The following is a 22240-nucleotide window of genomic DNA, read 5'->3' on the forward strand; positions in this document are numbered from 1 at the left end:
CGCGGCGGGCGGGGCGGCGGGCGCGCGTGAGCAGGTTCATTCAGGCCACCTCTCCCGCGGCCAGGCGCATGATGGCCTCCTCGGAGGCCCCCGCCGGCAGCGTGCCCGCGATGCGGCCGTCGCGCAGCACGACGACGCGATCGCTCATGCCGATGAGCTCGGGCAGCTCGGAAGAGATCATCATGATGGCCATGCCGTCGTTCGCCAGCTCGCGCATCAGGTCGTGGATCGCGGCCTTGGCCCCGACGTCGACCCCCCGGGTCGGTTCGTCGAACAGCAGCACCCGCGGCGCCATCGTCATCCATTTGACGAGCACGACCTTCTGCTGATTGCCGCCGGACAGGTAGCGGACCTCCTGTTCCCGGCGCGCAGGCGAGAGGCGTACCCGTTCGAGCAGGTCGCGGACGCCGTCGCGGTTTCCGGCGCCCACCGCGCGGGCGACGAGCAGGACGTTGTCGCGCACGGACTGGCGCAGCGCGAGCCCTTCGGCCTTGCGGTCCTCGGTCACGAGCCCGATGCCCATGGCCACGCCTTCCCGGACCGAGCGCGGGCGTGACGGGATCATCTCGCCCGTGGTGAACGGCTCCGCGCCGAAGATCGCTTTGGCCAGCTCCGACCTGCCGGATCCCTGCAGGCCCGCGATGCCGACGATCTCCCCGGCACGCAGGTCCAGATCGATGTCGCGGAGCTTGTGGTTGCCGGCCGCGCGCAGGCTGAGCCGTACCTCGCCGGCACCCGCCGAGCGGGGCGGGAAGTAGGTGCCGAGGTCGCGGCCCACCATCAGGCGGATCAGCTCGTCGGGGGTCACCTCGCCGATCGGGAGCGTGGTGACGCGCGAGCCGTCCTTGAGCACGGTGACCCGGTCGGCGAGATCGAACACCTCGCGTAATCGGTGGGAGATGTACACGACGGCGACGCCGCGTTCCCTCAGCCGCCCGATCAGCCGGTGGAGCAACTCGACCTCGTGCTCGGCGAGCGCCGCGCTGGGCTCGTCCATGACGACGAGCCGGGCGTTCATCGACAACGCCTTGACGATCTCGACGATCTGCTGCTGGGCCACCGGCAGGCGCTTGACGACGTCGCGCGGGCCGAAGGGATCCTCGCCCAGCTCGTCGAGGAGCCGCGCCGTCGCCTCCTCCATGGCGGCCCGGTCGACCAGGCCGCGCCTGACGGGCTCGCGCCCGAGGAACACGTTCTCGGCGACGGTGCGCTCGGGCAGCAGGTTGAACTCCTGGTAGATGATCGCGATGCCGGAGCGCTGCGCCTCGATCGGGTGGCCGAAGGAGACAGGCCGGCCGTCGATCTCGATCGTGCCCTCGTCCGGCGCGTGCACCCCGCAGATGATCTTCATGAGGGTGGACTTACCGGCGCCGTTCTCGCCGACGACGGCGTGGACCTCGCCGGCCGTCACCTCCAGGTCTATCCCGGACAGCACCCGCACGCCCAGGAAGCTCTTGCCGATGCCGCGCATGCTCAGCACGTGGCCCGCCTTCTCGCCCGAGCGGACGTGGGCACGGCACCGGGACAGTCGTGGAAGCGGGACACGAACGGCGCCGTCGCGAGCGGGCCCACCTCGGCGGACAGGGTCCTGAGGGCGAACGGGGCGTGGGGGTGGTCGGCCCGCCCCATGAAACCTGTCCCGATGAACCCCCCTCTGGGGGCATCGAAAAGTTTCAGGCTTATGTGCCTCATGATGCGCGATGCTAGGCGGGCTTATATCGAGGGTCAAGCAAAAGTTCGAACCGGCACGACATAATGGCGGGAGATCGCGAAAGATGTCGCCGCCGATGCGCGGTACGGCACCGGGTGATAGGACAGCGATCAGTCTGCTTATGCGTGACCGTCGGCAGTAGGGGTCCGTGGCGACCCCCTGCCGTCGCGGGCACGGTCCCACTCCGGAGTGCTGAAGCGCTCCGGAGTGGGACGGATGCGTCAGACGCGGGTCCAGCGCTGGTTGGCTCCTCCGGTGCAGGTCCAGATGCGCGCCCTGGTGCCGTTGGCGGTGCCGCTGACGTCCAGGCACTTGTTCGCCCCGACGGCGGTGATGCTGCCGTCGGCGTTGAGGCGCCACTTCTGGTTGTTCTGCCCGTTGCAGTCCCAGATGATCACCGCGGTGCCGTCCGCCGTACCGGCCCCGTTCACGTCCAGGCACTTGCCGCCGTAGACGCGTAGCTCACCGGCGCTGGTGGAGGTCCACCGCTGGTTGGTCTGCCCGTTGCAGTCCCAGATCTGCGCCGCCGCGCCGTTGGCCTGCGAGGCGCCGCTGACGTCCAGGCACCGGTTCGACCCCACACCCCGCAGCGCGCTCGTACTGCCCGGTGTGCTGGTCAGTTCCTTGATGCGGATGTTGCGGAAGGACACCACGTCGCCGGGCCCGTGGTTCTGGATGCCGATGTGGCCCTGCTGGAGGGAGCGGACCGGATCTGTGTTGGTGAAATCGTTGATCTTGCTGCCGTTCAGGAACACCTGCAGCCGCTCGCCCTCCACCAGCAGCTCATAGGTGTTCCACTGCCCCGGCGGGTTCAGCGCCGCGTCGCGGGCGGCGATGTCGGCCGCCTTGAACCCGTAGATCGCCCCGGTCGTCTTGTCCGTAGTGTCGGTTGCGTCGATCTGCACCTCGTACCCGGTGTTGAGCGCCGCGTTGGGGTCGCTCGTGGCCGGGAACCCGACGATCACGCCGGAGTTGGAGTCGCCGGTCAGCTTCCAGTCGAGCTTGAGGGAGTACGAGCGGAACTCCTTGGAGTTGTACCACAACATCCCCATGCCGCCCTGGGAGGCCAGCGTGGCGTCGCTGTTGGCGAACGACCCCGGCCCCGCTTGCGACCAGCCCGTCGTCGAGCCGTTGTACAACGCCGTGTACCCGGTCTCCGGACGGCAGTCGGCGTTGGTGGCCTTGGCCGCGTACCGGATCCCGCCGAGCAGCAGCGTGCGGAAGCTCGGATCGGCGTACGACTCCTGGGTGTGCCCCAGACCGGTGTAGAAGGCGCGGCCGGAGGACTGCGGGCGGCACCAGGTGATCGGGTGATCGCCCATGCCGCCGCCGCTGTAGCTGCCCTCGTCCAGGCTCTGCAGCACCCGGACGTTCGGGCGGGGGTTGGAGCGGTAGTTGTACCACTCGTCGGTACGTGACCAGGTCGCCCCGAGGTGAGCGGTCGCGGCGTGCGCCCGGTCCTCGGTCCGTACGGTGGCCTGCTGGATCGCCGGGTGGTTGTTGAACCAGGCCCCCATGAGCTGCCCGTAGTACGCCCAGTTGTATTCGGTGTCCGCGGCCGAATGCACTCCTACGTAACCGCCCCCGCCGTCCACGTACGTCTGGAAGGCGGCCTGCTGGCTGTCGTTCAGCACGTCACCGGTGGTGTTGAGGAACACCACCGCCTTGTACTGGGCCAGGTTGGCCGCGCTGAAGGCGGTGGAGTCCTCGGTCGCGTCGACGGCGAAGTCGTTGGCGGTCCCCAGTTCGCGGATGGCCTGGATCCCGGTGGGGATCGAGTCGTGCCGGAACCCGACCGTCTTGGAGAACACCAGTACCTTGAAGGCGGCGGCCTGGGCGGGGATGGCGGGGACCATCGTCGCGGCGGCGATGAACGCCACCACCGCCACGGACAGGCGTCGCAGCACAGATGTCTTTCGGTCGCTCCCCGCGGTGCGCCCGAGCGCGGCGGGGGTCAGATGTCGTGGCATGAGTGTCCCTTCAGACGCGGGTCCAGCGCTGGTTGGTTCCTCCGGTGCAGGTCCAGATGCTCAGCTTGGTGCCGTTGGCGGTGCCGGAGCCGGTGACGTCCAGGCACTTGTTCGCGCCGACCGCGGTGACGCTGCCGTCGGCGTTGAGGCGCCACTTCTGGTTGTTCTGCCCGTTGCAGTCCCAGATGATCACCGCGGTGCCGTCGGCCGTCCCCGCCGCGTTCACGTCCAGGCACTTGCCGCCGTAGACCCGCAGCTCACCGGCGCTGGTAGTGGTCCACTGCTGGTTGGGCTGCCCGTTGCAGTCCCAGATCTGCGCCAGCGCGCCGTTGGCCTGCGAGGCGCCGCTGACGTCCAGGCACCGGCCCGACCCCACACCCCGCAGCGCGCTCGTGCTCCCCGAGGGCGGGGCGCCGGTGTCGAAGGTGAAGGCGTCCACGTCGAACAGGTAGCCCTGCCCGGTCGGGCCACGGAAGACCAGATACAGCGTCGTCGTGCCGGCCGGCGCGCCGCTGAGGTTCGCCGAGACGTCGGCGAAGGTGTCCCAGCCGCCGGTGCTCGTCACGTTCACCGTTCCCAGCAGTGTCCCTGTCGCCGAGCCCGCCCGCACCTCGATCCGGCCGCCCGCCCCGGCCGAGGACACCCGAGCGGTGATCCTCGTCGCGTTACCCACGTTGTACGGCTGGAAGGAGATCCAGTCGCCGTCGTCGGTGAAGCCGACCGTCCTGCCGCCTTCCGCGGTGGCGTGGTCAGCCGTCTGGATGCCCTGCTGGGCGCCGAAGTGCTCCGCCTGCCGGTGCCGGGGCTGGAGCGTACGGGCGCTTGTGGAGGTGAGACCGCCCTTGTCGGTGTAGGAGGCCTCGAAGACGCCGTAGATGTTGGCACCGGCGTCGTGCTCACCGTCGACCGGCACCGCGATGGAGCCCGAGCAGCCGGTCGTGGAGGTGATCTTGTGGCGGTGGCTGTCGTGGCCGAGGAAGTAGGCGACGGTTACCCCGGTGCAGTCGATCGTGCCGTCCTCCGGGTCGCTGACGGTGACCTGGAAGGGCACGGTGTCACCGAAGGAGAACAGTTGCCCGTCGGCGGGGGTGGTGAGGCTGACCGTCGGCGCGGTGTTGCCGACGTTCACGATCACGTTCGCCGTACCGGTGAGACCCTGCGGGTCCCGGACCGTCAGCGTCGCCGTGTAGGCGCCGTTCGTGGTGTAGGTCTTGCTCGGGTTCGCCGCCGTGGAGGTGGTGCCGTCGCCGAAGCTCCACGAGTAGGTCAGCGCGCCGCCCTCCGGATCGGAGCTGCCCGCCGAGGAGAAGTTCACCGTCAGCGGAGCCGGCCCCGACGTCTTGTCGGCGGCCGCCTTGGCGATCGGATTGCGGTTGGCGTTGCCGATGTGCTCGATGCGATACAGCGCCTGGTTGTTGTTCCCGGAGCCGTAGTCGAGGACGTAGAGGGCGCCGTCAGGACCGAAGGCCATGTCCATCACCTGCGTCCCCGACCAGGGGAACGCCGAGATCTCCCCGTAGGCGCCGTCCGGCTTGACCTCGATCGCCTTGATCCAGCGCCGGCCGTATTCACCGGCGAAATACCGCCCGTCGAGCACCTGGGGGAACTTGACGGCCGAATTCAGGTTGGGATCGTACCGGTAGACCGGGCCGCCCATCGGCGACTCCGATCCGGAGCCGAACTCCGGTGGGCTTCCGGCATCCCCCGCGTACCGGATCCACGCCGGCTTCGCCGGAGGCAGCGTGGTCAGGCCGGTGTTGCGGAAGGAGTTGTTGGTCGGGCCGCCCGCGCAGTTGTACTTCGGACCGGTGCTGTTGGTGGCGAAGTTCCATTCGTTGTAGGTCTCGCTGGTGGTGTTCGTGCCCGTGCAGTACGGCCAGCCGTAGTTGCCCGGAGCGGTGATGCGATCGAACTCCACCTGCCCGTTCGGCCCGCGGTTGGCGTTGGTCACACCCGCGTCCGGCCCGTAGTCGCCGAGGTAGACGATGCCGGTCGCCTTGTCCACGCTCATCCGGAACGGGTTGCGGAAGCCCATCGCGTAGATCTCCGGCCGGGTCTTCGCCGTCCCCGGCGGGAACATGTTGCCGCTGGGGATCGTGTAGGTGCCGTCGGGCTGCGGTCTGATGCGCAAGAGCTTGCCGCGCAGGTCGTTGGTGTTGGCGGACGAGCGCTGGGCGTCGAACTGCGGGTTGCGGTTGGTCCGCTCGTCCAGCGGGGAGTAGCCGCTCGACTCGAACGGGTTGGTGTCGTCGCCGGTCGTCAGATACAGGTTGCCGGCGGCGTCGAAGTCGATGTCCCCGCCCACGTGGCAGCACTGGCCGCGGTCGTTCTGGACCCGCAGGACCACCTTCTCGCTGGTCATGTCGAGGGTGTCGTCCGTCTTCAGGGTGAAGCGGGACAGGTACAGCTCGCCCTTCCACTGGTCGAACTGGGACTGCGTGCCGGTGCTGGGCGCGTCACCGTTCGGCGTGCTCAGCCGCGGGGAGTAGTAGAGCCAGAGGTACCGGTTCGACGCGAAGCCGGGGTCGACCGCCACGCCCTGGAGGCCCTCCTCGTCGTGGGTGTAGACGTTGAGCTTGCCGGCCACCTTCGTGTTGCCGTTGGCATCGGTGACGCGCAGCGTGCCGTCGCGCGCCGTGTGCACCACCGACCGGTTCGGCATCACGGCCAGCGACATCGCCTCACCCAGCTCCGCTCCGCCGGACGCGAGAGACACCTACTGGTAGTCGGCCGGCGGGATGGTGAGAGCGTTCGCCGGGGAGGCGCCGAGCGCGAGCGCTCCGGGAGTGATCAGCGCCATCGTGGTCAGCAAGGTGAGCCACGGACGTCGGGACATGAATGTTCCCTCCTGACACAGGAAAGTCAGTCAGGGCAAGGCGCGCCACCGCGCGCCCGCCAGGGTTCCGCTTCGTGCCCAGAGGAGTGCCGCCTCTGGCTCCCTCACGGCCGGCGCCGGTTGCGGCGGCCGGTCGTGAGGAAGGTGTTGGTTGCCGATCGCTGTCGCGCGGGACGAGCCGTCGGAGGTCGACGTCGGTTCAGGTGAAGGGGGAACCCGCTTCCCGTACCCGACGGTCAGAGCCGAGGCCGCGGACGTCGGACGGTGTCAGGCGCGGGCCCACTTCTGGTTGGCGCCGCCGGTGCAGGTCCAGATCTGCATCCTGGTGCCGTTGGCGGTGCCGGCGCCGGTGACGTCCAGGCACTTGTTCGCCCCGACGGCGGTGATGCTGCCGTCGGCGTTGAGGCGCCACTTCTGGTTGTTCTGCCCGTTGCAGTCCCAGATGATCACCGCGGTGCCGTCCGCCGTCCCGGCCGCGTTCACGTCCAGGCACTTCCCGCCGTAGACCCGCAGCTCACCGGAACTGGTGGAGGTCCACTGCTGGTTGGCCTGCCCGTTGCAGTCCCAGATCTGCGCCAGCGCGCCGTTGGCCTGCGAGGCGCCGCTGACGTCCAGGCACCGGCCCGATCCCACACCCTTCAACGCACTCGTGCTCCCCGAGGGCTGGCCCTGGGGGCCGGCGGACGCGATCACGGCCTGGGCGCCGGACGGCCAGGCGCCGTTGGTGACGGTGACGTTGTTGTTCACCACGTTGCCGCGGTCGCCGTTGGTCACGTTGGTGCTGCCGTTGGTCGACCAGTTGCCGGTGACGGTGAAGTTGCCCATGTTCTCGCCGTACCAGTAGTTGGCGGTGGCCCAGGTGCCGGTGTTCGAGAGCACGTTGTTCCTGACGGTGTAGTACCTGGAGCCCTCGTCGAAGTAGATGCCGAACCAGCCGTTGGTGCGCAGGCAGTGGTTGTCGCTGATCACCGCGCCCGGGTTCCACGACAGCGTGTAGATGCAGCCGCCGTCGGTCATCTGCTGCATGACGTCGTGCACGTAGTTGCCGATGAGCCGGTTGCCGGAGGCGGTGGTGGGCGTGGTGTAGCGCGGCTGGAAGTCGTACAGGCCGCGGTCGGCGTAGTGGGTGCTGCCGCCCGGCTCGTTGGCGCCCCAGCCGTACCCGATCGACATGCCGGTGTACGGCAGGTTGTAGATCTCGTTGTGGGACACGTTGGTGTTGGTGACGTAAGTGGTCAGGACCGAGACGACGCCTCGGTGGTCCAGGCCGAGGTCGTGGATGCGGTTGTCGCTGACGGTGATGTTCCGGTTGACCATCCGCTGGTCGCTCGGGTGGTGCGCGTCGGCGCGCACGCCGCCGACCACGATGCCGCCGGCCGAGCTGCGGGCGATCTCCGACCGGGTGACCGTGATGTCGGCGGCACCCAGGCCGACACCGCTGGCGTGGGCGTTGGCGTCGTTGCCGATGCCGATGGCCGTCTGCCCCAGGTTGACGAAGCGCGAGTCGGTGAAGGTCACGGTGTTCGCCGCGGAGACCTGCACGGCGGCGGGCATCTGGTACCAGTTCGGCCGGGTCGCCTCGAACTGCCGGCAGCCCTGGTGGCAGGAGGTGAAGGCGGGCCAGCTCCAGTTGCCGGCGATGTAGGCGCCGGTCTGCTGGTCCACGTAGCCCTGGTTACCGCTGGGGCCGAGCCAGCTCGTGCCGGTGAAGGTGATCCCGCTGAAGGTGATGTGGTGCGCGGGCGCGTCGTACGTGCCCCCGACGTGCACCAGCGACTGGAGCACCGGCAGTTCCACGCTGACGTTGCCCATGCTCTGCCCGGCGAGCGGGATGTAGGACAGGGCGCCGGTCGCCGGGTCGAGGTACCACTCCCCCGGTGAGTCGAGGAACTCGTAGGCGTTGGCCAGGTAGAGCGGTCCCGCCCGGTGCGGGCTGGTGAAGGTGTCGTACCCGAAGTTGTTGTTGTTCCAGGCGGGCTGCCGCATCGTGATGAGGTTGCCGCTGATGCTCTGCACCGGCGCGTACCGGTCGGTGAAGGAGCCGACGCTCTCCATCTCCACCCGGCCCTGGTTGGCGAGGTTGTTCAGATAGCTCAGCGCGCCGCTGGTGAACCTCATCCCGGTGCTGCTCGCGGTGAAGTCGGACCGGTTGACGGCGGTGCGCGCCCGGGTGGCGACCGCGCCGTCGACGTACAACTGCCGGGTGTCGATGCCGGTGCCGACGTTGGCGCGCCAGATGTTCTTCGCGGAGTCGGCCACGGTCCAGCCGGTGACCGCCCTGGCTCCGCTGATGACCGGGACGGCCCCCGCCGCGGCCTGCCATCTCACGGAGTAGCCGTTGTTCCCGGAGTCGGCGGCGGTCAGCCGGAGCGGCGCGGACAACTGGTACACCCCGCCGGCCAGTTCCACGACGATGTCACCGGACATCCCGGCGTTCAGCGAACGTACCGCCGTCTGCGCCGCGGACAGCGAGCACGGCTGGGTGGAGGTGCAGGCGGTGCCGGTGCCGGCGGGTGACGCGTACAGGGTCGTGGTGGCCGCGAAGGCCGGGGTGGCGGGGGCAACGAGGGCGGACGCCGCGGCCAGGACGGCGGCGATGCCCATCAGGATCGGTCTCAGCATCGTGACGGGCGAGGGTAATGGCACAGTCGTTCCTTTGGGGGGTAGGGGTATGGCCAGGTCACGCCCTGACCCTCAGGCAGGTGACGCCTTTCCGGGGTGGAGCGGAGGCGGCTCCTGCGACACGGTCCGCGGGACGCCTCCACACCGCGCCCATGCGATCCAGCCGCGGAGGCTCCGGCAGGAGCGCGTTCCCCGGGGCCTCGCTTCTAATTACGTTGGGAGTGGGGATACCCGTCAAGACCTTAAGCCCGCTTATTTCATCGTTCGCACACCGTGAGACCGGCCGTGGTGCGGCGTTTTGCGGCTTCACCAGCAGTGATGCCTGTCACCGCGCGCGTGCGCGGCGATCAACCTCAGATGAACCGTTCAGATGAGTCGTACTCATCGGAAAAAGGCTGCACCGGAGAGGGCCGTCTGATCAGTCATACTCTTGCAGGGAACGGCGAGGAGGAAGCACGGTGACCGACACCCCGCGCGAGAGCGGATACCGGCCGGGCTACGAGGTAGCGGCCGAGCAGGTGCTGGAATTGATCGTCCGGCTCGGCCTTCGTCCGGGCGACCGCATGCCGACCGAGAACGAGCTGGCCCAGCAGCTGGGCACCAGCCGCACCGTGGTACGCGAGGCGGTGAAGATACTCTCCGCGCTCGGCCGGGTACGCGCCCAGAAGGGCCGCGGCCTGTACGTGGCCGACGACGAGGGGATGCTGGGCACCGGGCGCTGGGGGTCGTTCTTCCTCCCCACCGACCTCGACCACGTCTACATGCTGTTCGAGTTCCGCCGGGCGCAGGAGATGGAGACCAGCCGGCTGGCCGCCCGCCGCGCCACCCCTGCCGAGCTGAGGGCCATCGAAGAAGCGGCCGACCTGTGCCGCCGCGGCTTCGAGACCGGACGCGAGGAGATGTTCAACGAGGGCGACGACGCCTTCCACACCGCCATCGCCACGGCCTCGCACAACATGTTCCTCCAGGTCGCCGTGCGGGAGGCCCGCAGGCTGCAGGCGCAGTCGAGCCTCATCGGGCTGCGCGGCTCGGTGGGCGGCCACGCCGCCAAGGCCGTCGAGGAGCACGACGCCATCTACCAGGCCATCCGCGCCGGCGACCCCGAAGCGGCCGCCCAGGCCGCGGCCATGCACATCGACAACACCCTCGACGACTACCGCCGGGAGATCCAGCAGCGCCTCTTCTTCACGTCCCACTGATCCGGCCTGGTCGAACCGGCTCGGCGGGAGTGCACGCATCGCCGATGAGCGCCGCCGGTCGGATGCGCTTCCGCTGGATCGCCCGCCGCGGCGGAACGCCCGATCCCGTACGGCCGCGGTGTCAGCACGGACGCACCCCGGGAGACCGGCCACCCGGCCCGGGCACACGTGAAAGTTTCATCGCGACAGACCAGCGGTGGCCGCGGCCGCTTGTCCTGGTCAGACGGAGGAGCGACCTGGCCCTCCCGGGCGAGGGCCCCCAACCTCGAGCCGGCCGAGCCTTGACAGGTCTTGTCACGGTCATATTTGCTCCGCTGCACCATCGCCATCAGCCGCCCGAAAGAAGGGAGAATCGATTACAGCGGCGTTGAGTTAGCGCTAACACCCAGGAAATTCAGCCAGTCGGCAAATGCGCACCGGTGGCGGCGGGTTTCGATTGACAAAACGTTACGCGCCGGGCCGGCCCGGTATCACCGAATAAGCGACCAGACGCGCCGGCGGCCGACGCCTTCAAGGTGATGGAAGTGGCTTCCTATTCACGTGTGTCACCACGAGAAGGGCAAAGGAATTTGCGTGATGTCGAGACTTAGATTCCTCTTCACCGCTGTCGCGTCGGCGGCACTGCTGCTCGTTCCGGCCACGGCGCAGACGGCGCTGGGCGACAGCGCGACCCCCTCGCTCGCAAAACAGAGCGCCCTCGCGCCCACCGCGGGATGCGGCAAGGCTCCGACGCTCAGAAGCGGTAATCAATCGATTACCACGAACGGCAGAAATCGTAGCTTCATCCTGAGAATTCCCGACAACTACACCAATACCACCCCCTACCGGTTGATCTTTGGATTCCACTGGAACGGCGGCACCGCCAACGATGTCGACTCGGGCGGAACCAGCGGTTATCCGTGGTCGTACTACGGCCTCAGGGCGTTGTCGAACAACACCGCGATCTTCGTCGCGCCCCAGGGCCTCAACAACGGCTGGGCCAACTCGGGCGGTGAGGACGTCACCTTCGTCGACGACATGATCCGGAGGATCGAGGCGGACCTCTGTGTGGACACCTCGCAGCGCTTCGCCCTGGGCTTCAGCTACGGCGGCGGCATGAGCTACGCGCTCGCGTGCGCCCGGGCGACGGTATTCCGCGCGGTGGCGGTCTACGCCGGCGGGCAGCTCAGCGGGTGCAGCGGCGGCACGGAGCCCGTCGCGTACATCGGGCTGCACGGCCTCAGGGATCCGGTGCTCAACATCTCCGCGGGCCGGTCGCTACGTGACAGGTTCGTCAGGAATAACGGCTGCACGCCCCAGAACCCGCCGGAGCCCGCGCAGGGCAGCCTGACGCACATCGTCACCTACTACTCGGGATGCCGAACCGGGTATCCGGTCGCATGGGCGGCGTTCGACGCGGGCCACACCCCGGGTCCCGTGGACGGGAGGCCTGGCGACTTCGAGCCCGGCGAGAATTCCTGGACCAGGCCGGTGGTCTGGGAATTCTTCACGCAGCTGGGAGGCGGCGACCCGGATCCGCCGGACACGAGCGCGCTGCGGGGTGTGGGGTCGGGCCGGTGCCTGGACGTCAGCGGCGCCTCGCAGGCCAACGGCGCGGCGGCGCAGATCTGGGACTGCAACGGGCAGGCCAACCAGCGGTGGACCTCCACCAGTTCCGGTGAGCTGCGGGTCTACGGCGGGAAGTGCCTGGACGTGAACGGCGCCGGGACGGCGGACGGCACCGCGGTGATCATCTGGGACTGCAACGGGCAGAACAACCAGAAGTGGCGCCTCAACGCCGACGGCAGCATCACCGCCGTCGGGGCGAACAAGTGCCTGGACGTCACCGGCGCCGGCACCGCCAACGGCACCAGGATGCAGATCTGGACCTGCACCGGCGGCGCCAACCAGAAGTGGACCCGCGTCTGACAGCCTGTGACGGCGGACCACGCCGCCATCGCCGGGGCGAGTAACCGCCCCGGCGATGGCCCCGAACACGAGACCGCCACCATCGGAACCTTGCGCCGTAATTCCTCGACCACGTTCCTGATCCTCGGCGAACGCCTGAGCTTCTCCCGGCATGCCCCACTTCCTGGACATCGCCCGCCACACCGCCACCCTTCCGGCATCCGTCCAGCAGGCATCGCACGAGCACGCGCCTTCATGACAGCGACGACGACGCCCTCGCACCCAAAATCACAATGCCGCTGCATGGCTTCCGGAGGAGAATCGGCGAGCTCTCGTCGCGATCTGCGAGCGGCGAGTGCCCCGGCCGCGGAGGACCTGGAGGCGCTCGACCGGGCAGCGGCGGGGTTGTCGGACGGTTCGCGCCCATGGACTCGTGGCTGACCGTCTGTGAGAGACCATGGGAATGCGGCAGGCCCGACCCGGGTCCTCACCTCCGGAGGCAGGTTGTCGATGCGTCTACGTCCAGGCGAGACCGAGGCCGTCGGCCGGCGGGTGGTGACCGTGCTCGATGCCGTCCGGCAGCTGCGCGATGCGTCACCCGGCGTCACCGGACGTCCGCGGGTGATCGCGATCGACGGCCGGGGCGGCGCCGGGAAGACGACCCTGGCCGCGCGGCTACGCAAGGTGGTGCCCGGCTCCGCCATCGTGCACACCGACGACATCGCCTGGAACCACGCCTACTTCGACTGGGGCGCCGTGCTCGTCGAGAACATCCTGCAACCCCTGCACCGGGGCGAGGCGGTGGACTTCCGCCCTGATGCCTGGATCGCCCGGGGCCGGCCCGGATCGATCGCCATCCCCGCCGGCACCGACTGCGTCTGGGTCGAGGGCACCGGCATCATCCGCGAAGAGCTTGCGCCGTGGCTGGACGCCTCGGTGTGGATGCAGGGTGACCTCGACGAGCAAGAGCGCTTGTTGGCCGTCCGCGACGGTGACTCCCCCGAGCAGCTGGAGCACGTGGCGAACTGGCTGCTGGAGGAGCTGCCGTTCATGTTGCGAGAACGGCCGTGGGCCCGAGCTACCATGATCGTCGCCGGCCCTCCGCAGGTCGACCACGACCCGGACACCGAGCTGGTCGTCGCCCCGCCGACCAGCTCTTAGGTCGGCCGGCCCACCCGCAGAGCGCGGGTGAGCGGTTCGAGCGGAACTCGGCGGCGGAGCCGGGACCCCCTGGAGAAGCGGGGCCCGCCTGGCGCCGCCTCAGAGGAACGACTGCGCGTCGAAGCGGCCCTTGCCCACGGTCCCGGCCCGCTCTTACCTGACTTCTTCAACCTTCTCCTGGTCTGGGTGCCGGAGCCTGCTGAGCCAGCTCACGCGCGACTTCAACGGCGATCTCGATGGTGCGGGCGGCGAGCGGCGACTGACCGCCGCGTCCGGGGCGCCAGTGAAGGTAGATCTCGCGCGTGGGTGTGGGGTCAAGTTCGTGCACCTGCAGATCTGCCCAACCTTCCGGTCCGTGAATCGCGCCACAGGAGCGGCACACGACGTGGTGAATCGCAAGCCAGGGCAGAACGGCGAGCCCCATCCCGGCGTGCACCATCGACAGGATCGTTTCGTTGCCCCCCGAGCGGAACACGATGCGCGGCTGTGCGCCCGCGTCCGCGAGGAACTTCTCCAATCTGGGCTGGTCACAGGTCGCTGGCCAGGCCACCATCGCCTTCCCGTCCAGCCTCTCCGCGGGCACCGGGCCCGCCGGCAGGTCTCCTGGATGCGCCACCACCAAGTAGGGGTCCTCCATCAGCAGGACGTGGTCCGCTTCATCGCTGATCGGTCCGTCGTAGAACAGGAGGTCGAGCTCGCCGATCTGCGCCTCGTCCGGCTCGGCTTCCGAGAGCCTGATCTCGCAGTCGGGATGCTCGTCCCGAAGGCGGCGCAGCACGGTGGGAAGGATCACGTTGGAGACGCTCTGCAGGGTGCCGACGTCGATCCGGCCATCGCCGGCCTTGAATCGATCGACCGCATGTGCCAGCGCTTCTGCTTTCGCCAGCAGCTCCCTGCCCTGCTCGAGCACCACGGCTCCGAGAGGAGTTATCCGCACCGGCCTTGGACCACCGGGGCGATCGAACACTGAGCCGCCAAGAGCCTTCTCCAGCGCTGCGATGTGCTGGCTCACGCTCGACTGGGTGTAGCCCAGCCTGTTCGCCGCTCGGGAGAACGTCCCCTCCTCCGCGATCGCGATCATCGTCATCAGCTGCCGCAGGTCGACGTCCGCCATAGCTGCATGTATAACACATTCCGATGGATTCGATCGTAAACATTCGCTTTTCTCGATCGATCACTGCTTCTAGCGTCGACGGCATGACAGTCCCGACCACAAGAGTCGACACCGGTGCAGGGAGCCTCACACGCAGGCCACCGTTCGGGCTACCAGCCCTGGCGTGGGCCCTCGGGGCGTGCCACCTCGTTGCTCGAGCCGGCGCGTTCGTGCAGCCGATGCTTGTGCTGTACCTGACCCAGGAACAGCGGATGACTCCGACGGCGGCCGGTGCCGTGCTGGCGGCTGTGGGCATCGGCGACTTCGGGTCGCAATTGCTGGGGGGATGGCTCGGGGACCGGCTCGGGCGTCGGCAGACGATGCTCCTCGGGTTCCTTGGGACGTCGATTGCGCTGGTCGCCCTGGGGTCCGCCGGCACGACGCCGGTCATCTGGGCCGCGGCAGTAGGTTACGGCCTGACCGCGGGGCTCTTCCGCCCGGCAGGCTCGGCGGCCGTGGCGGACCTCCCGCCCGAACAGCGGGTGCGGGCGTACAGCCTGCTCTATTGGGCTGCGAACCTCGGGTACTCCATCGCCGCAACGGGCGCCGGGGTCTTGGTGAGTCGCGGCTACGGCCTGCTGTTCTGGTTGAACGCGGTCGCCATGCTGGTTGCGGCGTCGATCGTGGTAGCCGCGGTGCCGGAGACCCGCTCGGCGTCGAGCCACCCTCGACGTGCGCTGCTGCCGGCGTTGCTCGGCGACCGCCTGATGGTCACCATGACGCTGATCCACGTGGCCTACTTCACGCTGCTCATGCTGGCGTTCACCACGTTGCCGCTGCTGATGACAGCGCAGGGGCACGGCGCGGCCACGTACGGCACCGTGCTCGCCCTCAACGGGCTCGCCATCGTCATCCTTCAGCCGCCGGCCGTCGCTGTGCTGGCGCATCGTGACCGCGGGACGGTACTCGCCACCTCGATGCTGTTGGTGGGCGTGGGCGGCGGCCTGGCCGCCGTGACGCAGAGCAGCGCAGGCCATGCCGCCGCGGTCCTCACCCTCACCCTCGGGCAGATCGGGATGGCCGTCCAGTTCGGCGCCACGTTCGCTGACCTGGCGCCGCCCGATCTGCACGGCAGATACATGGGCGTCGCTTCGAGCGCCTGGAGCCTCGGCGCCACCCTCGGCCCGGTGGCCGGCACGGCACTGCTGGAGCACACCGGCAGAACCTGGCTGGGCGCCACCGCCCTCGCTACGGGGCTCCTGCTCTTCCTGGCGCAGCAAGCCGTCGCTGGATCCCTGCGCGAGCGGCAGGCAGATCGGTCATGACGGCCGTGCCCGCGGGCGCCAGGAGCTCTGGGAAGAGCCGCCCGGACGCCGCTGGCTGCCTGCCAGCGGCTGGTGGCGGCGGCGACAATCACACGGTCAGAGATCGCAACCTCGAAAGAAGGGAAACACACCGATGACAACAATGACCGACAACGAATGGCGTTCCTTCCTCACAGCGGGTACGAAGCTTGCCCACGTAGCTCTCACCCGCCGCGACGGGCGGCCCCACGTCACCCCCGTCTGCTTCGTCCTCGACGGCGACGAGCTCGCCTTCACCCTGTCCCCTGGGAGCGTCAAGGGCAAAAGCCTGGCCCGCGACCGGCGAATCGCACTCTGTGTCAGCGATGAGCGGCAACCCTACAGCTTCGTCACCATCGAAGGCGAAGCACACGTCTCCGCCGAGCCGGACCAGATCAAACACATCGCCACCGGCATCGCCAACCGCTACTACCCCTCCCAACCAGCCAAGGACATCGCCGAATCATTCGTACGGGAAGGATTCACCGCAGTTCGCATCAGCATCACCAACGTCATCGCCCGATCCGGCCTCGGCTGACACGCCACCACGCCCGACAACCATTTAGGAGCGGAAATGGCAGAATCAGAACCGATAGCCGAGAAGCTGTCCAGCCCTGGCGGCGCACCGCTGACGAAACTCACCTGGGCCGACGTACGGACACGGCTGAGCGACAGCGAGAATTGTCTGCTCGCGACGTCCGGCACGGGCGGGCGGGTGCACATGGTGCCGGTGCTGGGCGTCTGGCTGGAAGGTGCCGTCTGCTTCAGCACCGGCCGGCAGACCCGCAAGGCCCGTAATCTCGCGGAGAATGACAGCTGCGCCGTCACCGTTCCCGGTCACGACGTCGACCTGGTGGTCGAGGGCACGGCTCACATCGTCCGCGACGCAGCCAGGCTGCAACGGATCGCGGACCTGTTCCCGGCCAAGTATCCGTGGTGGCACCCGATCGTCAGGGAGGGAGAGTTCCACGATCCAGCCGACACCTCCCTGAGCGATCCTCAGCACGTCTTCGCGGTCGCGCCGACGGTGGTGTTCGCGTTCGGCAAGGAGGAAGGCTTCAGCGCAACCCGCTGGCGCTTCTGAACCAGCCACATCCAATCGACGCCATCGATATGCGTCGGCCGCTGACCATCGGGGGCCCGGTCGAGGCCGTGGCGTCGCAGCGCCCCCGGCGTGGTCTCTCGTCGGGGATGGAGATCCGAGTGGGCGAGGTGGCGGTCCGCTACGCGTACCACCTCGGGCAGCAGCCCGCCGGTACCGCGACACCCGGATCTCCTGCCGCCGAAGCCCAGATGGGGATCGGGCCGACGTCCGGCTGATGCGCCGGTGCAGGGCGCCGGCGTTCGAGGCGCGCCACGTCGCCGAGCTGCCGCTGCGCGGCGGGCCGGCCGGTGCCGGAGACGGCGGTGCCCGAGCGGTGCACGGCGCTCCTTTACGATGCCGAACGCGGCCCGTTCGGCGCGGTCCCGGGCCGGCTCGCGGGTTCGTAGCAGTCATAGTTGCGCTGAGCGATGATCCTGCCGTCGCGGTAGCGCAGAAACGTGCCGATGTGGGCGCGCAGAGTATGGCCCGCGGGAAGGTCGCCCACCGGGACGGCCAGGGTGCCGGTCCAGAGCACCTCGAGGGCGACCTGGTCGCCGGAAGCGACCGCGTTGAGCACCTCGAAACGCTGGTCGCGGATCGTGGTGCGGCCGCGTTCCGCCGCGACGCGAAGGCCGTCGAGGTCGCGCACGACGCCGTCGGGGAACAGCGCGTTGGGCAACTCGTGGTGCACGACGTCGGGATGGAGGAACCGGTCGGCGCTCTCGCCCTTCGCCACCGCCTCGTGGTAGCGGACGGCAAGGTCCACGTTGGGATGCTGTTGAAGGTTCGTCATGTCAACAACCATAGTTGTACAACTACAGTTGCACAACTATGGTTGTCAAGTGCAGAATGGGGGCATGCAGCCTGTCCTGACCGGTGATCTGGACACCGGGACGCTCGCCCTGTTCGTGGGCTTCGCGGCCGCCGAGGTCGTCCAACAAAGCCTGGCCGACCAGGGCTTCGCGGGGCTGCGGTTCTCGCACGGGTACGTCTTCCAGCACCTCGTCGGCGGCGGCGGACCCACGGTGGGCGAGCTGGCCCCCAAGCTGGGCGTCACCCAGCAGGCCGCGTCGAAGACCGTCGCCGAGCTCGAACGCCTCGGCTACGTGGAGCGCCTCGCCGACCCGGGTGACGCCCGGATCCGGCGGGTGCACCTGACACGGCGGGGCCAGGAGGCCGTGGCGGCGGCACGGCGGGCACGGGAGGCGCTGGAGGCTCAGCTGGCCGGGCGCGGCGGGAAGCGGCGGCTGGCGGAGTGCCGGGCACTGCTCGTGGAGTTGCTGGACGAGCTGGGCGGCGCCCCGGCCGTGCGGCATCGCGAAGTCAGGCCACCCCGGTAGTCCCGCACGCGGCGTCGCCGGTGAAGGTCGTCCCGCCGAACGCGGCCTCACCGACGCAGCGGTTGTCCAGGAGAGCACTCCAGCGAGGTCAAGGCGCGCCGGCCCAGTGGTGGGACCGGGATCGCCGCTGCGGGCTGCCGAGCCTTCATGGCCCTTCTGGTTCCGGCGGCGGTGATGCGGCGGTAGCGGGTGTGGCCAGCACCTGAAAGAGCGACTCGATCCACTGGGCAAGCTCCTGCGGCCGTCCCTGGGTCAGTGCCTTCGTGCCCAGAACGCTGCGCATGAGCCACACCCCCGCCTGCAGGGAGAGCATCAGTTCCGCCCGGACGCCGGCTGCGGCACCGGACAGTTCCTCGGTGAGGTGCCGCCCGGCGTGCCGCCCGATCGCCTCGCGCATGATCTGCGCGGCTCCGGGATTGGCCGCCGACCTCAGCATGAGCAGGAACGGCCCGAGCTCCTCCGCCTCCGGCGCCGTCCGCGCGACCAGCGCTCGCGCGGTCTCGCCGGCCAGTTCCGCGCCGGTGCCCGCGATCACCGTACGGGGCTCGAAGGCCACGTCGACGGCCTCCGCGAACAGCCGTTCCTTCGATCCGAAGTAGCGGTTGATGAGCATCGCGGTCACGCCCGCGCTCTGCGCGATGTCGCGGACCCCCACCCCGTCGTAGCCGTACCGGGTGAAGGCGACGACCGCCGCGTCCAGGATGGCCTGCCGGGTGGCGGCGGCGTCGCGCCTGCGCCTGGCAGGGGTGGAGTCCTGAGGTTGCGATCGGCCGTGGAGGGAGCTGGGCTGGGCGGCATCACTCATGTCTACGAGTGTATACTTCAAGGTAAGTCTACGGGTGTAGATATCGGGAGTGCGATGCGTCTCGCCCCCGAACCACGATGCGAGGATGGAATGGATCTTCAACTCACGGGCAGGCGCGCCCTGGTCACCGGCTCCAGCTCCGGCCTCGGCGAAGCCATCGCCAAGGCCCTGGCCGCCGAGGGCGCCGACGTCGTCGTGCACGGCCGCGACCGCCTGCGTACCGAAACCGTCGCCGCCGCCATCCGGACAGCCGGCGGCCGCGCTCATGTCGCGATCGGAGACCTGGCCACGGACGACGGTGCCGACGCCGTGGCCGCGGCCGCGCTGGCCGGCGGCCCGATCGACATCCTGGTCAACAACGCCGGCGCCTATCCCCACCGCTCATGGAAGGAGGCCACCCCCGCCGACTGGAGCCACACCTACGAGGTCAACGTCATCTCCGGGGTCCGGATGATCCTGCGCCTGGTTCCCCGCATGCACGAGCGCGGCTGGGGTCGCGTCATCCAGATCGGCGGCGGACTCGCCCTGCAGCCGAGCGCCGACCTGCCCCACTACGCCGCCACGCTGGCCGCCCGCCACAATCTCACGGTCTCGCTGGCCCGCCAGTTGAAGGGGACCGGGATCACGGCCAACACCGTCGCCCCCGGCGCCATCCTGGTCGACAGCGTCCAGCGATTCCTCACCGACCTTGCTCCGGCCCGCGGCTGGGGCGAGACGTGGGAGGACATCGAACGCAACGCGATCGAGGAACTGGTGCCCAACGACGTCGGCCGGATGGGCCGTCCCGAGGAGATCGCCGCCGCCGTCCTCTACCTGAGCGGCCCGCTCGCTGACTACGTCACGGGCACCACCCTGCGGGTGGACGGCGGGACCGTCCGCGGCGTCCACTGATCGCCCGTCGCTGTCATGATCGCTGGGGCCGCCCGTGCGCGACCAAGCCCTCGACCTGTGCGCCGCCGGTCCGGTGGCCGTCGCAGGGGGCCGTCTACGTCGGCGGCTCGAACGGCAACCTCTTCGCCCTGCCCACGAACGGCGGACGCACTGAGTCATGACCCTGGTGCGGGCCGCCGAGTCCGCCCTTCGCGTCGTCCTGGTCTATCTGCTGCCCGTGGACGTCATGACCGGCCGGTCAACGGGTGCTGCCGCTCGCCGCCGTCGGCGTCCGCCGTTGCCGGCAGCCCGCTGACGTGGTGGGCCAGATGCAGCCACCGGCCGTCCCGGCGGACCAGGACGTCCGTGGCCAGACCGTGCAGTTCGAACCGGGCGTCGAGGTGGGTGCCCGTCTCACTCCACCGGTAGGCGCAGACCGCCGTGTCGCCGTACTGGCGCACCTCGACGTCGTCCAGCGACCACGCGTCGATCCGGGCCTGGGCGAAGAAGGCGGTCGCCTCGGCGAGGAGGGCGGCCCGGCCGACGGACCGGCCCGCGGGACCGCCCGAGGACAGGTAGTCGGGCAGCGTGAGTTCGCCGAGCGTACGCGGATCCCGGTCCTGCATGGCCTGCCACCACGCGCGGACGGCGGCCTGGGGTGTGGCGGTCACCCGGCCTCCCCGTGCCCTCGGAGCTGGTCGGAGGTGAGCGGCCGTTCGGCGAGCTGCCCGCGCTCCCACTCCATGGGGCAAGCGGGCGGTACGTCGTGACAGCCGACCGCGGCAAGGGCTTCGGTCAGGACCTGCCGGCGGTAGGCCGAGAACGTCAGCACATGCGCGATGACGCCGCCCAGCGTGAAACTCTGCGGCGGATCGCACAACGCGTCGATGAAGGTGTCGTCCCAGGCCCGCCGCCGGTCGACGTCGGCCGCGAGCGCGCGGAACTCCGCCCCCGCCCGCGCCCAGCGCGCCCGCAGCGCCTCGACCGAGTCGTCCCCGCCGTCGGGCAGGACCCGCCCGGCGATGGCCGCGGTCCAGACCTCCTTGGTCCAGACCAGCCGTTCGAGCATGCGCCGGACAGTCGGTTCCGGCCCGTCGAAGTCGAGCACCGTGTGACCGGGCCGGATCTCGCGGTCGAGCTGCTCGGCGGTGAGCTCGCGGGCGCTGTCCAGCAGGCGTCCCGTGAGCCAGAGGTCGTGGTCGAGGAGGCGTTCCGTCAGATCCATGTCGGTCTCCGTCGTCGTTCGGTCGGACAGGAACATCCCGGCGGGGGGATGGAAGTGGACGCCGTTGCGCGCGGGCAGCCGGAAGTCCGCACGCGTGCGGGCGAAGGCGCTCGGCGGCCGGCCGTACGCCCGCCGGAAGGCGCGGGAGAACGCCTCCGTCGAGTTGTAGGCGGCCTCCCACCCGGCGTCGGTCACCGAACATCCCAGGGTCAGCCGCCACGCGGCGCGCTCCAGCAGCAGGCGGCGGCGAAAAGCGGCGGGCGCCTCACCGAGCCCGGCGGACACGAGCCGGTCGAAGTGGAACCGGCTCGTGTAGGCCCGGCCGGCGATCTGCCATCCGTCGACCCGTTCGTCGAACGCGGCCAGGATGGTGTCCACCAACTCCCGCAACCGATCAGAGGGAACTTTGTCGGCTTTGCTCATGCCGCTATTCTCCGAGTCGCGGCACCTCGCCGCCTGACCGCTTTTGCGTTCCTGCGGAAGCGGTGCTCCGGAAATGATCCGGAGCGAGATCTGTTTCGCGCTGGAGTCATCCGGCGACGGCCCGGGCCGCGAACGCCCCCGAGCCCGGGATGCGCACGACTTCGTACGCGATCAGCCCGTGCTCCGCACCCGCACGCACGGCGTCACCGGGGAGCCCGCCGCGGCCAGCCACGAGCCCATCTCCCACTTCACGCCGGCCCGTGGGTGCTCGCTGAACTCCATGACGAGCGTCTCGCCCTCTCGAATAAGCTCCGGACGGATGACGAAGCCGCGCCCCGGTTCCGTCCGGACGGCCTGGAGAGAGCGCCAATGCTCGGCCCCCCACCTCAGCTCCTCCTGCGACACCGGCGGACCGCCGTACGACGGGTCCGCTCCGGTGAATCGCGGCGTCCGGCAGCGCTCGCCCGGGTCCAGGAAGGTCACGTCCGCCTTGACGCCCGCCGCGCCCAGCTCGGCCTCCAGCCCGTCCGGGTCGCGCAGCTCGCGGACGGTCACCGTGATCGTGCCGTCGGCGCTCCTGGCCACCGCGTACACGGGCGATCCGGCCTGAAGGACCGCGGTCGTGGCGGCGGCCGCCGCCCCGAACGCGCCCGCCAACACCCCCTGAACGG

The 22240-nt window shown here is 69.5% G+C and carries 18 protein-coding genes; 8 read left to right on the forward strand and 10 right to left on the reverse strand.

What is annotated here, in order from left to right; translation table 11 throughout:
• Positions 1-40: 40 nt before the first annotated feature.
• The 4 genes from AB0J69_RS56500 to AB0J69_RS56515 form a co-directional block, all read right to left on the reverse strand.
• Positions 41-1471: a sugar ABC transporter ATP-binding protein gene (locus AB0J69_RS56500; protein WP_364136668.1), complete on the reverse strand. Its 1431-nt coding sequence runs from the start codon at positions 1469-1471 to the stop codon at positions 41-43.
• 461 nt (positions 1472-1932) lie between these two features.
• Positions 1933-3681: a ThuA domain-containing protein gene (locus AB0J69_RS56505; RefSeq protein WP_364136625.1), complete on the reverse strand. Its 1749-nt coding sequence runs from the start codon at positions 3679-3681 to the stop codon at positions 1933-1935.
• A 10-nt stretch (positions 3682-3691) separates the two neighbouring features.
• Positions 3692-6397 (reverse strand): carbohydrate-binding protein, encoded by a 2706-nt coding sequence (locus AB0J69_RS56510; RefSeq protein ID WP_364136627.1) that lies wholly within the window; start codon positions 6395-6397, stop codon positions 3692-3694.
• 387 nt (positions 6398-6784) lie between these two features.
• Positions 6785-9139 (reverse strand): RICIN domain-containing protein, encoded by a 2355-nt coding sequence (locus tag AB0J69_RS56515; RefSeq protein WP_364136629.1) that lies wholly within the window; start codon positions 9137-9139, stop codon positions 6785-6787.
• A 458-nt stretch (positions 9140-9597) separates the two neighbouring features.
• Here AB0J69_RS56515 and AB0J69_RS56520 point away from each other — a divergent pair, with 458 nt between their 5' ends.
• The 3 genes from AB0J69_RS56520 (at position 9598) to AB0J69_RS56530 (ending at position 13386) form a co-directional block, all read left to right on the forward strand.
• The gene (locus tag AB0J69_RS56520) at positions 9598-10338 is read left to right on the forward strand and encodes a FadR/GntR family transcriptional regulator (protein WP_364136631.1); all 741 of its coding nucleotides are present in this window, start codon (positions 9598-9600) and stop codon (positions 10336-10338) included.
• A 540-nt stretch (positions 10339-10878) separates the two neighbouring features.
• On the forward strand, positions 10879-12246 hold the full coding sequence (locus AB0J69_RS56525) for a lectin (RefSeq protein ID WP_364136633.1): 1368 nt from the start codon (positions 10879-10881) through the stop codon (positions 12244-12246).
• A 489-nt stretch (positions 12247-12735) separates the two neighbouring features.
• Positions 12736-13386 carry a hypothetical protein gene (locus AB0J69_RS56530; protein WP_364136635.1) on the forward strand — a complete coding sequence of 217 codons (651 nt, stop codon included), beginning with the start codon at positions 12736-12738 and terminating at the stop codon, positions 13384-13386.
• 166 nt (positions 13387-13552) lie between these two features.
• Here AB0J69_RS56530 and AB0J69_RS56535 read toward each other — a convergent pair whose 3' ends face one another.
• Positions 13553-14500 carry a LysR family transcriptional regulator gene (locus tag AB0J69_RS56535; protein WP_364136637.1) on the reverse strand — a complete coding sequence of 316 codons (948 nt, stop codon included), beginning with the start codon at positions 14498-14500 and terminating at the stop codon, positions 13553-13555.
• Positions 14501-14658: 158 nt separating this feature from the next.
• Between AB0J69_RS56535 and AB0J69_RS56540 the strand changes: the two genes are divergently transcribed.
• The 3 genes from AB0J69_RS56540 (at position 14659) to AB0J69_RS56550 (ending at position 16906) form a co-directional block, all read left to right on the forward strand.
• Positions 14659-15804: an MFS transporter gene (locus tag AB0J69_RS56540; protein WP_364136670.1), complete on the forward strand. Its 1146-nt coding sequence runs from the start codon at positions 14659-14661 to the stop codon at positions 15802-15804.
• Between the two features lie 133 nt (positions 15805-15937).
• A complete protein-coding gene (locus AB0J69_RS56545) occupies positions 15938-16360 on the forward strand; it encodes a PPOX class F420-dependent oxidoreductase (protein WP_364136639.1) in 423 nt (140 codons plus the stop codon).
• A 36-nt stretch (positions 16361-16396) separates the two neighbouring features.
• The gene (locus tag AB0J69_RS56550) at positions 16397-16906 is read left to right on the forward strand and encodes a pyridoxamine 5'-phosphate oxidase family protein (protein ID WP_364136641.1); all 510 of its coding nucleotides are present in this window, start codon (positions 16397-16399) and stop codon (positions 16904-16906) included.
• Positions 16907-17255: 349 nt separating this feature from the next.
• Here AB0J69_RS56550 and AB0J69_RS56555 read toward each other — a convergent pair whose 3' ends face one another.
• On the reverse strand, positions 17256-17699 hold the full coding sequence (locus AB0J69_RS56555; protein ID WP_364136643.1) for a nuclear transport factor 2 family protein: 444 nt from the start codon (positions 17697-17699) through the stop codon (positions 17256-17258).
• A gap of 64 nt (positions 17700-17763) precedes the next feature.
• Here AB0J69_RS56555 and AB0J69_RS56560 point away from each other — a divergent pair, with 64 nt between their 5' ends.
• Positions 17764-18246 carry a MarR family transcriptional regulator gene (locus AB0J69_RS56560; protein ID WP_364136644.1) on the forward strand — a complete coding sequence of 161 codons (483 nt, stop codon included), beginning with the start codon at positions 17764-17766 and terminating at the stop codon, positions 18244-18246.
• Positions 18247-18391: 145 nt separating this feature from the next.
• Here AB0J69_RS56560 and AB0J69_RS56565 read toward each other — a convergent pair whose 3' ends face one another.
• Positions 18392-19051, reverse strand: a complete 660-nt coding sequence (locus tag AB0J69_RS56565; protein WP_364136646.1) for a TetR family transcriptional regulator — start codon at positions 19049-19051, stop codon at positions 18392-18394.
• 90 nt (positions 19052-19141) lie between these two features.
• Between AB0J69_RS56565 and AB0J69_RS56570 the strand changes: the two genes are divergently transcribed.
• On the forward strand, positions 19142-19942 hold the full coding sequence (locus AB0J69_RS56570; protein WP_364136648.1) for an SDR family NAD(P)-dependent oxidoreductase: 801 nt from the start codon (positions 19142-19144) through the stop codon (positions 19940-19942).
• 224 nt (positions 19943-20166) lie between these two features.
• Here AB0J69_RS56570 and AB0J69_RS56575 read toward each other — a convergent pair whose 3' ends face one another.
• The 3 genes from AB0J69_RS56575 to AB0J69_RS56585 form a co-directional block, all read right to left on the reverse strand.
• The gene (locus AB0J69_RS56575; protein WP_364136650.1) at positions 20167-20592 is read right to left on the reverse strand and encodes a nuclear transport factor 2 family protein; all 426 of its coding nucleotides are present in this window, start codon (positions 20590-20592) and stop codon (positions 20167-20169) included.
• Positions 20589-21569, reverse strand: coding sequence for an AraC family transcriptional regulator (locus tag AB0J69_RS56580; RefSeq protein ID WP_364136652.1), 981 nt, complete (start codon positions 21567-21569; stop codon positions 20589-20591). Before AB0J69_RS56580 ends, AB0J69_RS56575 begins: the two co-directional genes overlap by 4 nt.
• 171 nt (positions 21570-21740) lie before the next feature.
• A partial coding sequence (locus tag AB0J69_RS56585; protein WP_364136654.1) for a hypothetical protein occupies positions 21741-22240 on the reverse strand: 500 nt, incomplete at its 5' end.

The organism is Nonomuraea sp. NPDC049709 (assembly GCF_040674815.1).
Lineage (GTDB): Bacteria > Actinomycetota > Actinomycetes > Streptosporangiales > Streptosporangiaceae > Nonomuraea.

What these genes read in the sequence shown, in the direction of transcription:
- AB0J69_RS56570 (WP_364136648.1), top strand. Translation starts at nt 19,142, where the DNA reads ATGGATCTTCAACTCACGGGCAGGCGCGCCCTGGTCACCGGCTCCAGC.
- AB0J69_RS56565 (WP_364136646.1), bottom strand. Translation starts at nt 19,051, where the DNA reads ATGAGTGATGCCGCCCAGCCCAGCTCCCTCCACGGCCGATCGCAACCT.
- AB0J69_RS56515 (WP_364136629.1), bottom strand. Translation starts at nt 9,139, where the DNA reads ATGCTGAGACCGATCCTGATGGGCATCGCCGCCGTCCTGGCCGCGGCG.
- AB0J69_RS56535 (WP_364136637.1), bottom strand. Translation starts at nt 14,500, where the DNA reads ATGGCGGACGTCGACCTGCGGCAGCTGATGACGATGATCGCGATCGCG.
- AB0J69_RS56500 (WP_364136668.1), bottom strand. Translation starts at nt 1,471, where the DNA reads ATGCGCGGCATCGGCAAGAGCTTCCTGGGCGTGCGGGTGCTGTCCGGG.
- AB0J69_RS56545 (WP_364136639.1), top strand. Translation starts at nt 15,938, where the DNA reads ATGACAACAATGACCGACAACGAATGGCGTTCCTTCCTCACAGCGGGT.
- AB0J69_RS56550 (WP_364136641.1), top strand. Translation starts at nt 16,397, where the DNA reads ATGGCAGAATCAGAACCGATAGCCGAGAAGCTGTCCAGCCCTGGCGGC.
- AB0J69_RS56505 (WP_364136625.1), bottom strand. Translation starts at nt 3,681, where the DNA reads ATGCCACGACATCTGACCCCCGCCGCGCTCGGGCGCACCGCGGGGAGC.
- AB0J69_RS56560 (WP_364136644.1), top strand. Translation starts at nt 17,764, where the DNA reads ATGCAGCCTGTCCTGACCGGTGATCTGGACACCGGGACGCTCGCCCTG.
- AB0J69_RS56580 (WP_364136652.1), bottom strand. Translation starts at nt 21,569, where the DNA reads ATGAGCAAAGCCGACAAAGTTCCCTCTGATCGGTTGCGGGAGTTGGTG.
- AB0J69_RS56530 (WP_364136635.1), top strand. Translation starts at nt 12,736, where the DNA reads ATGCGTCTACGTCCAGGCGAGACCGAGGCCGTCGGCCGGCGGGTGGTG.
- AB0J69_RS56555 (WP_364136643.1), bottom strand. Translation starts at nt 17,699, where the DNA reads ATGACGAACCTTCAACAGCATCCCAACGTGGACCTTGCCGTCCGCTAC.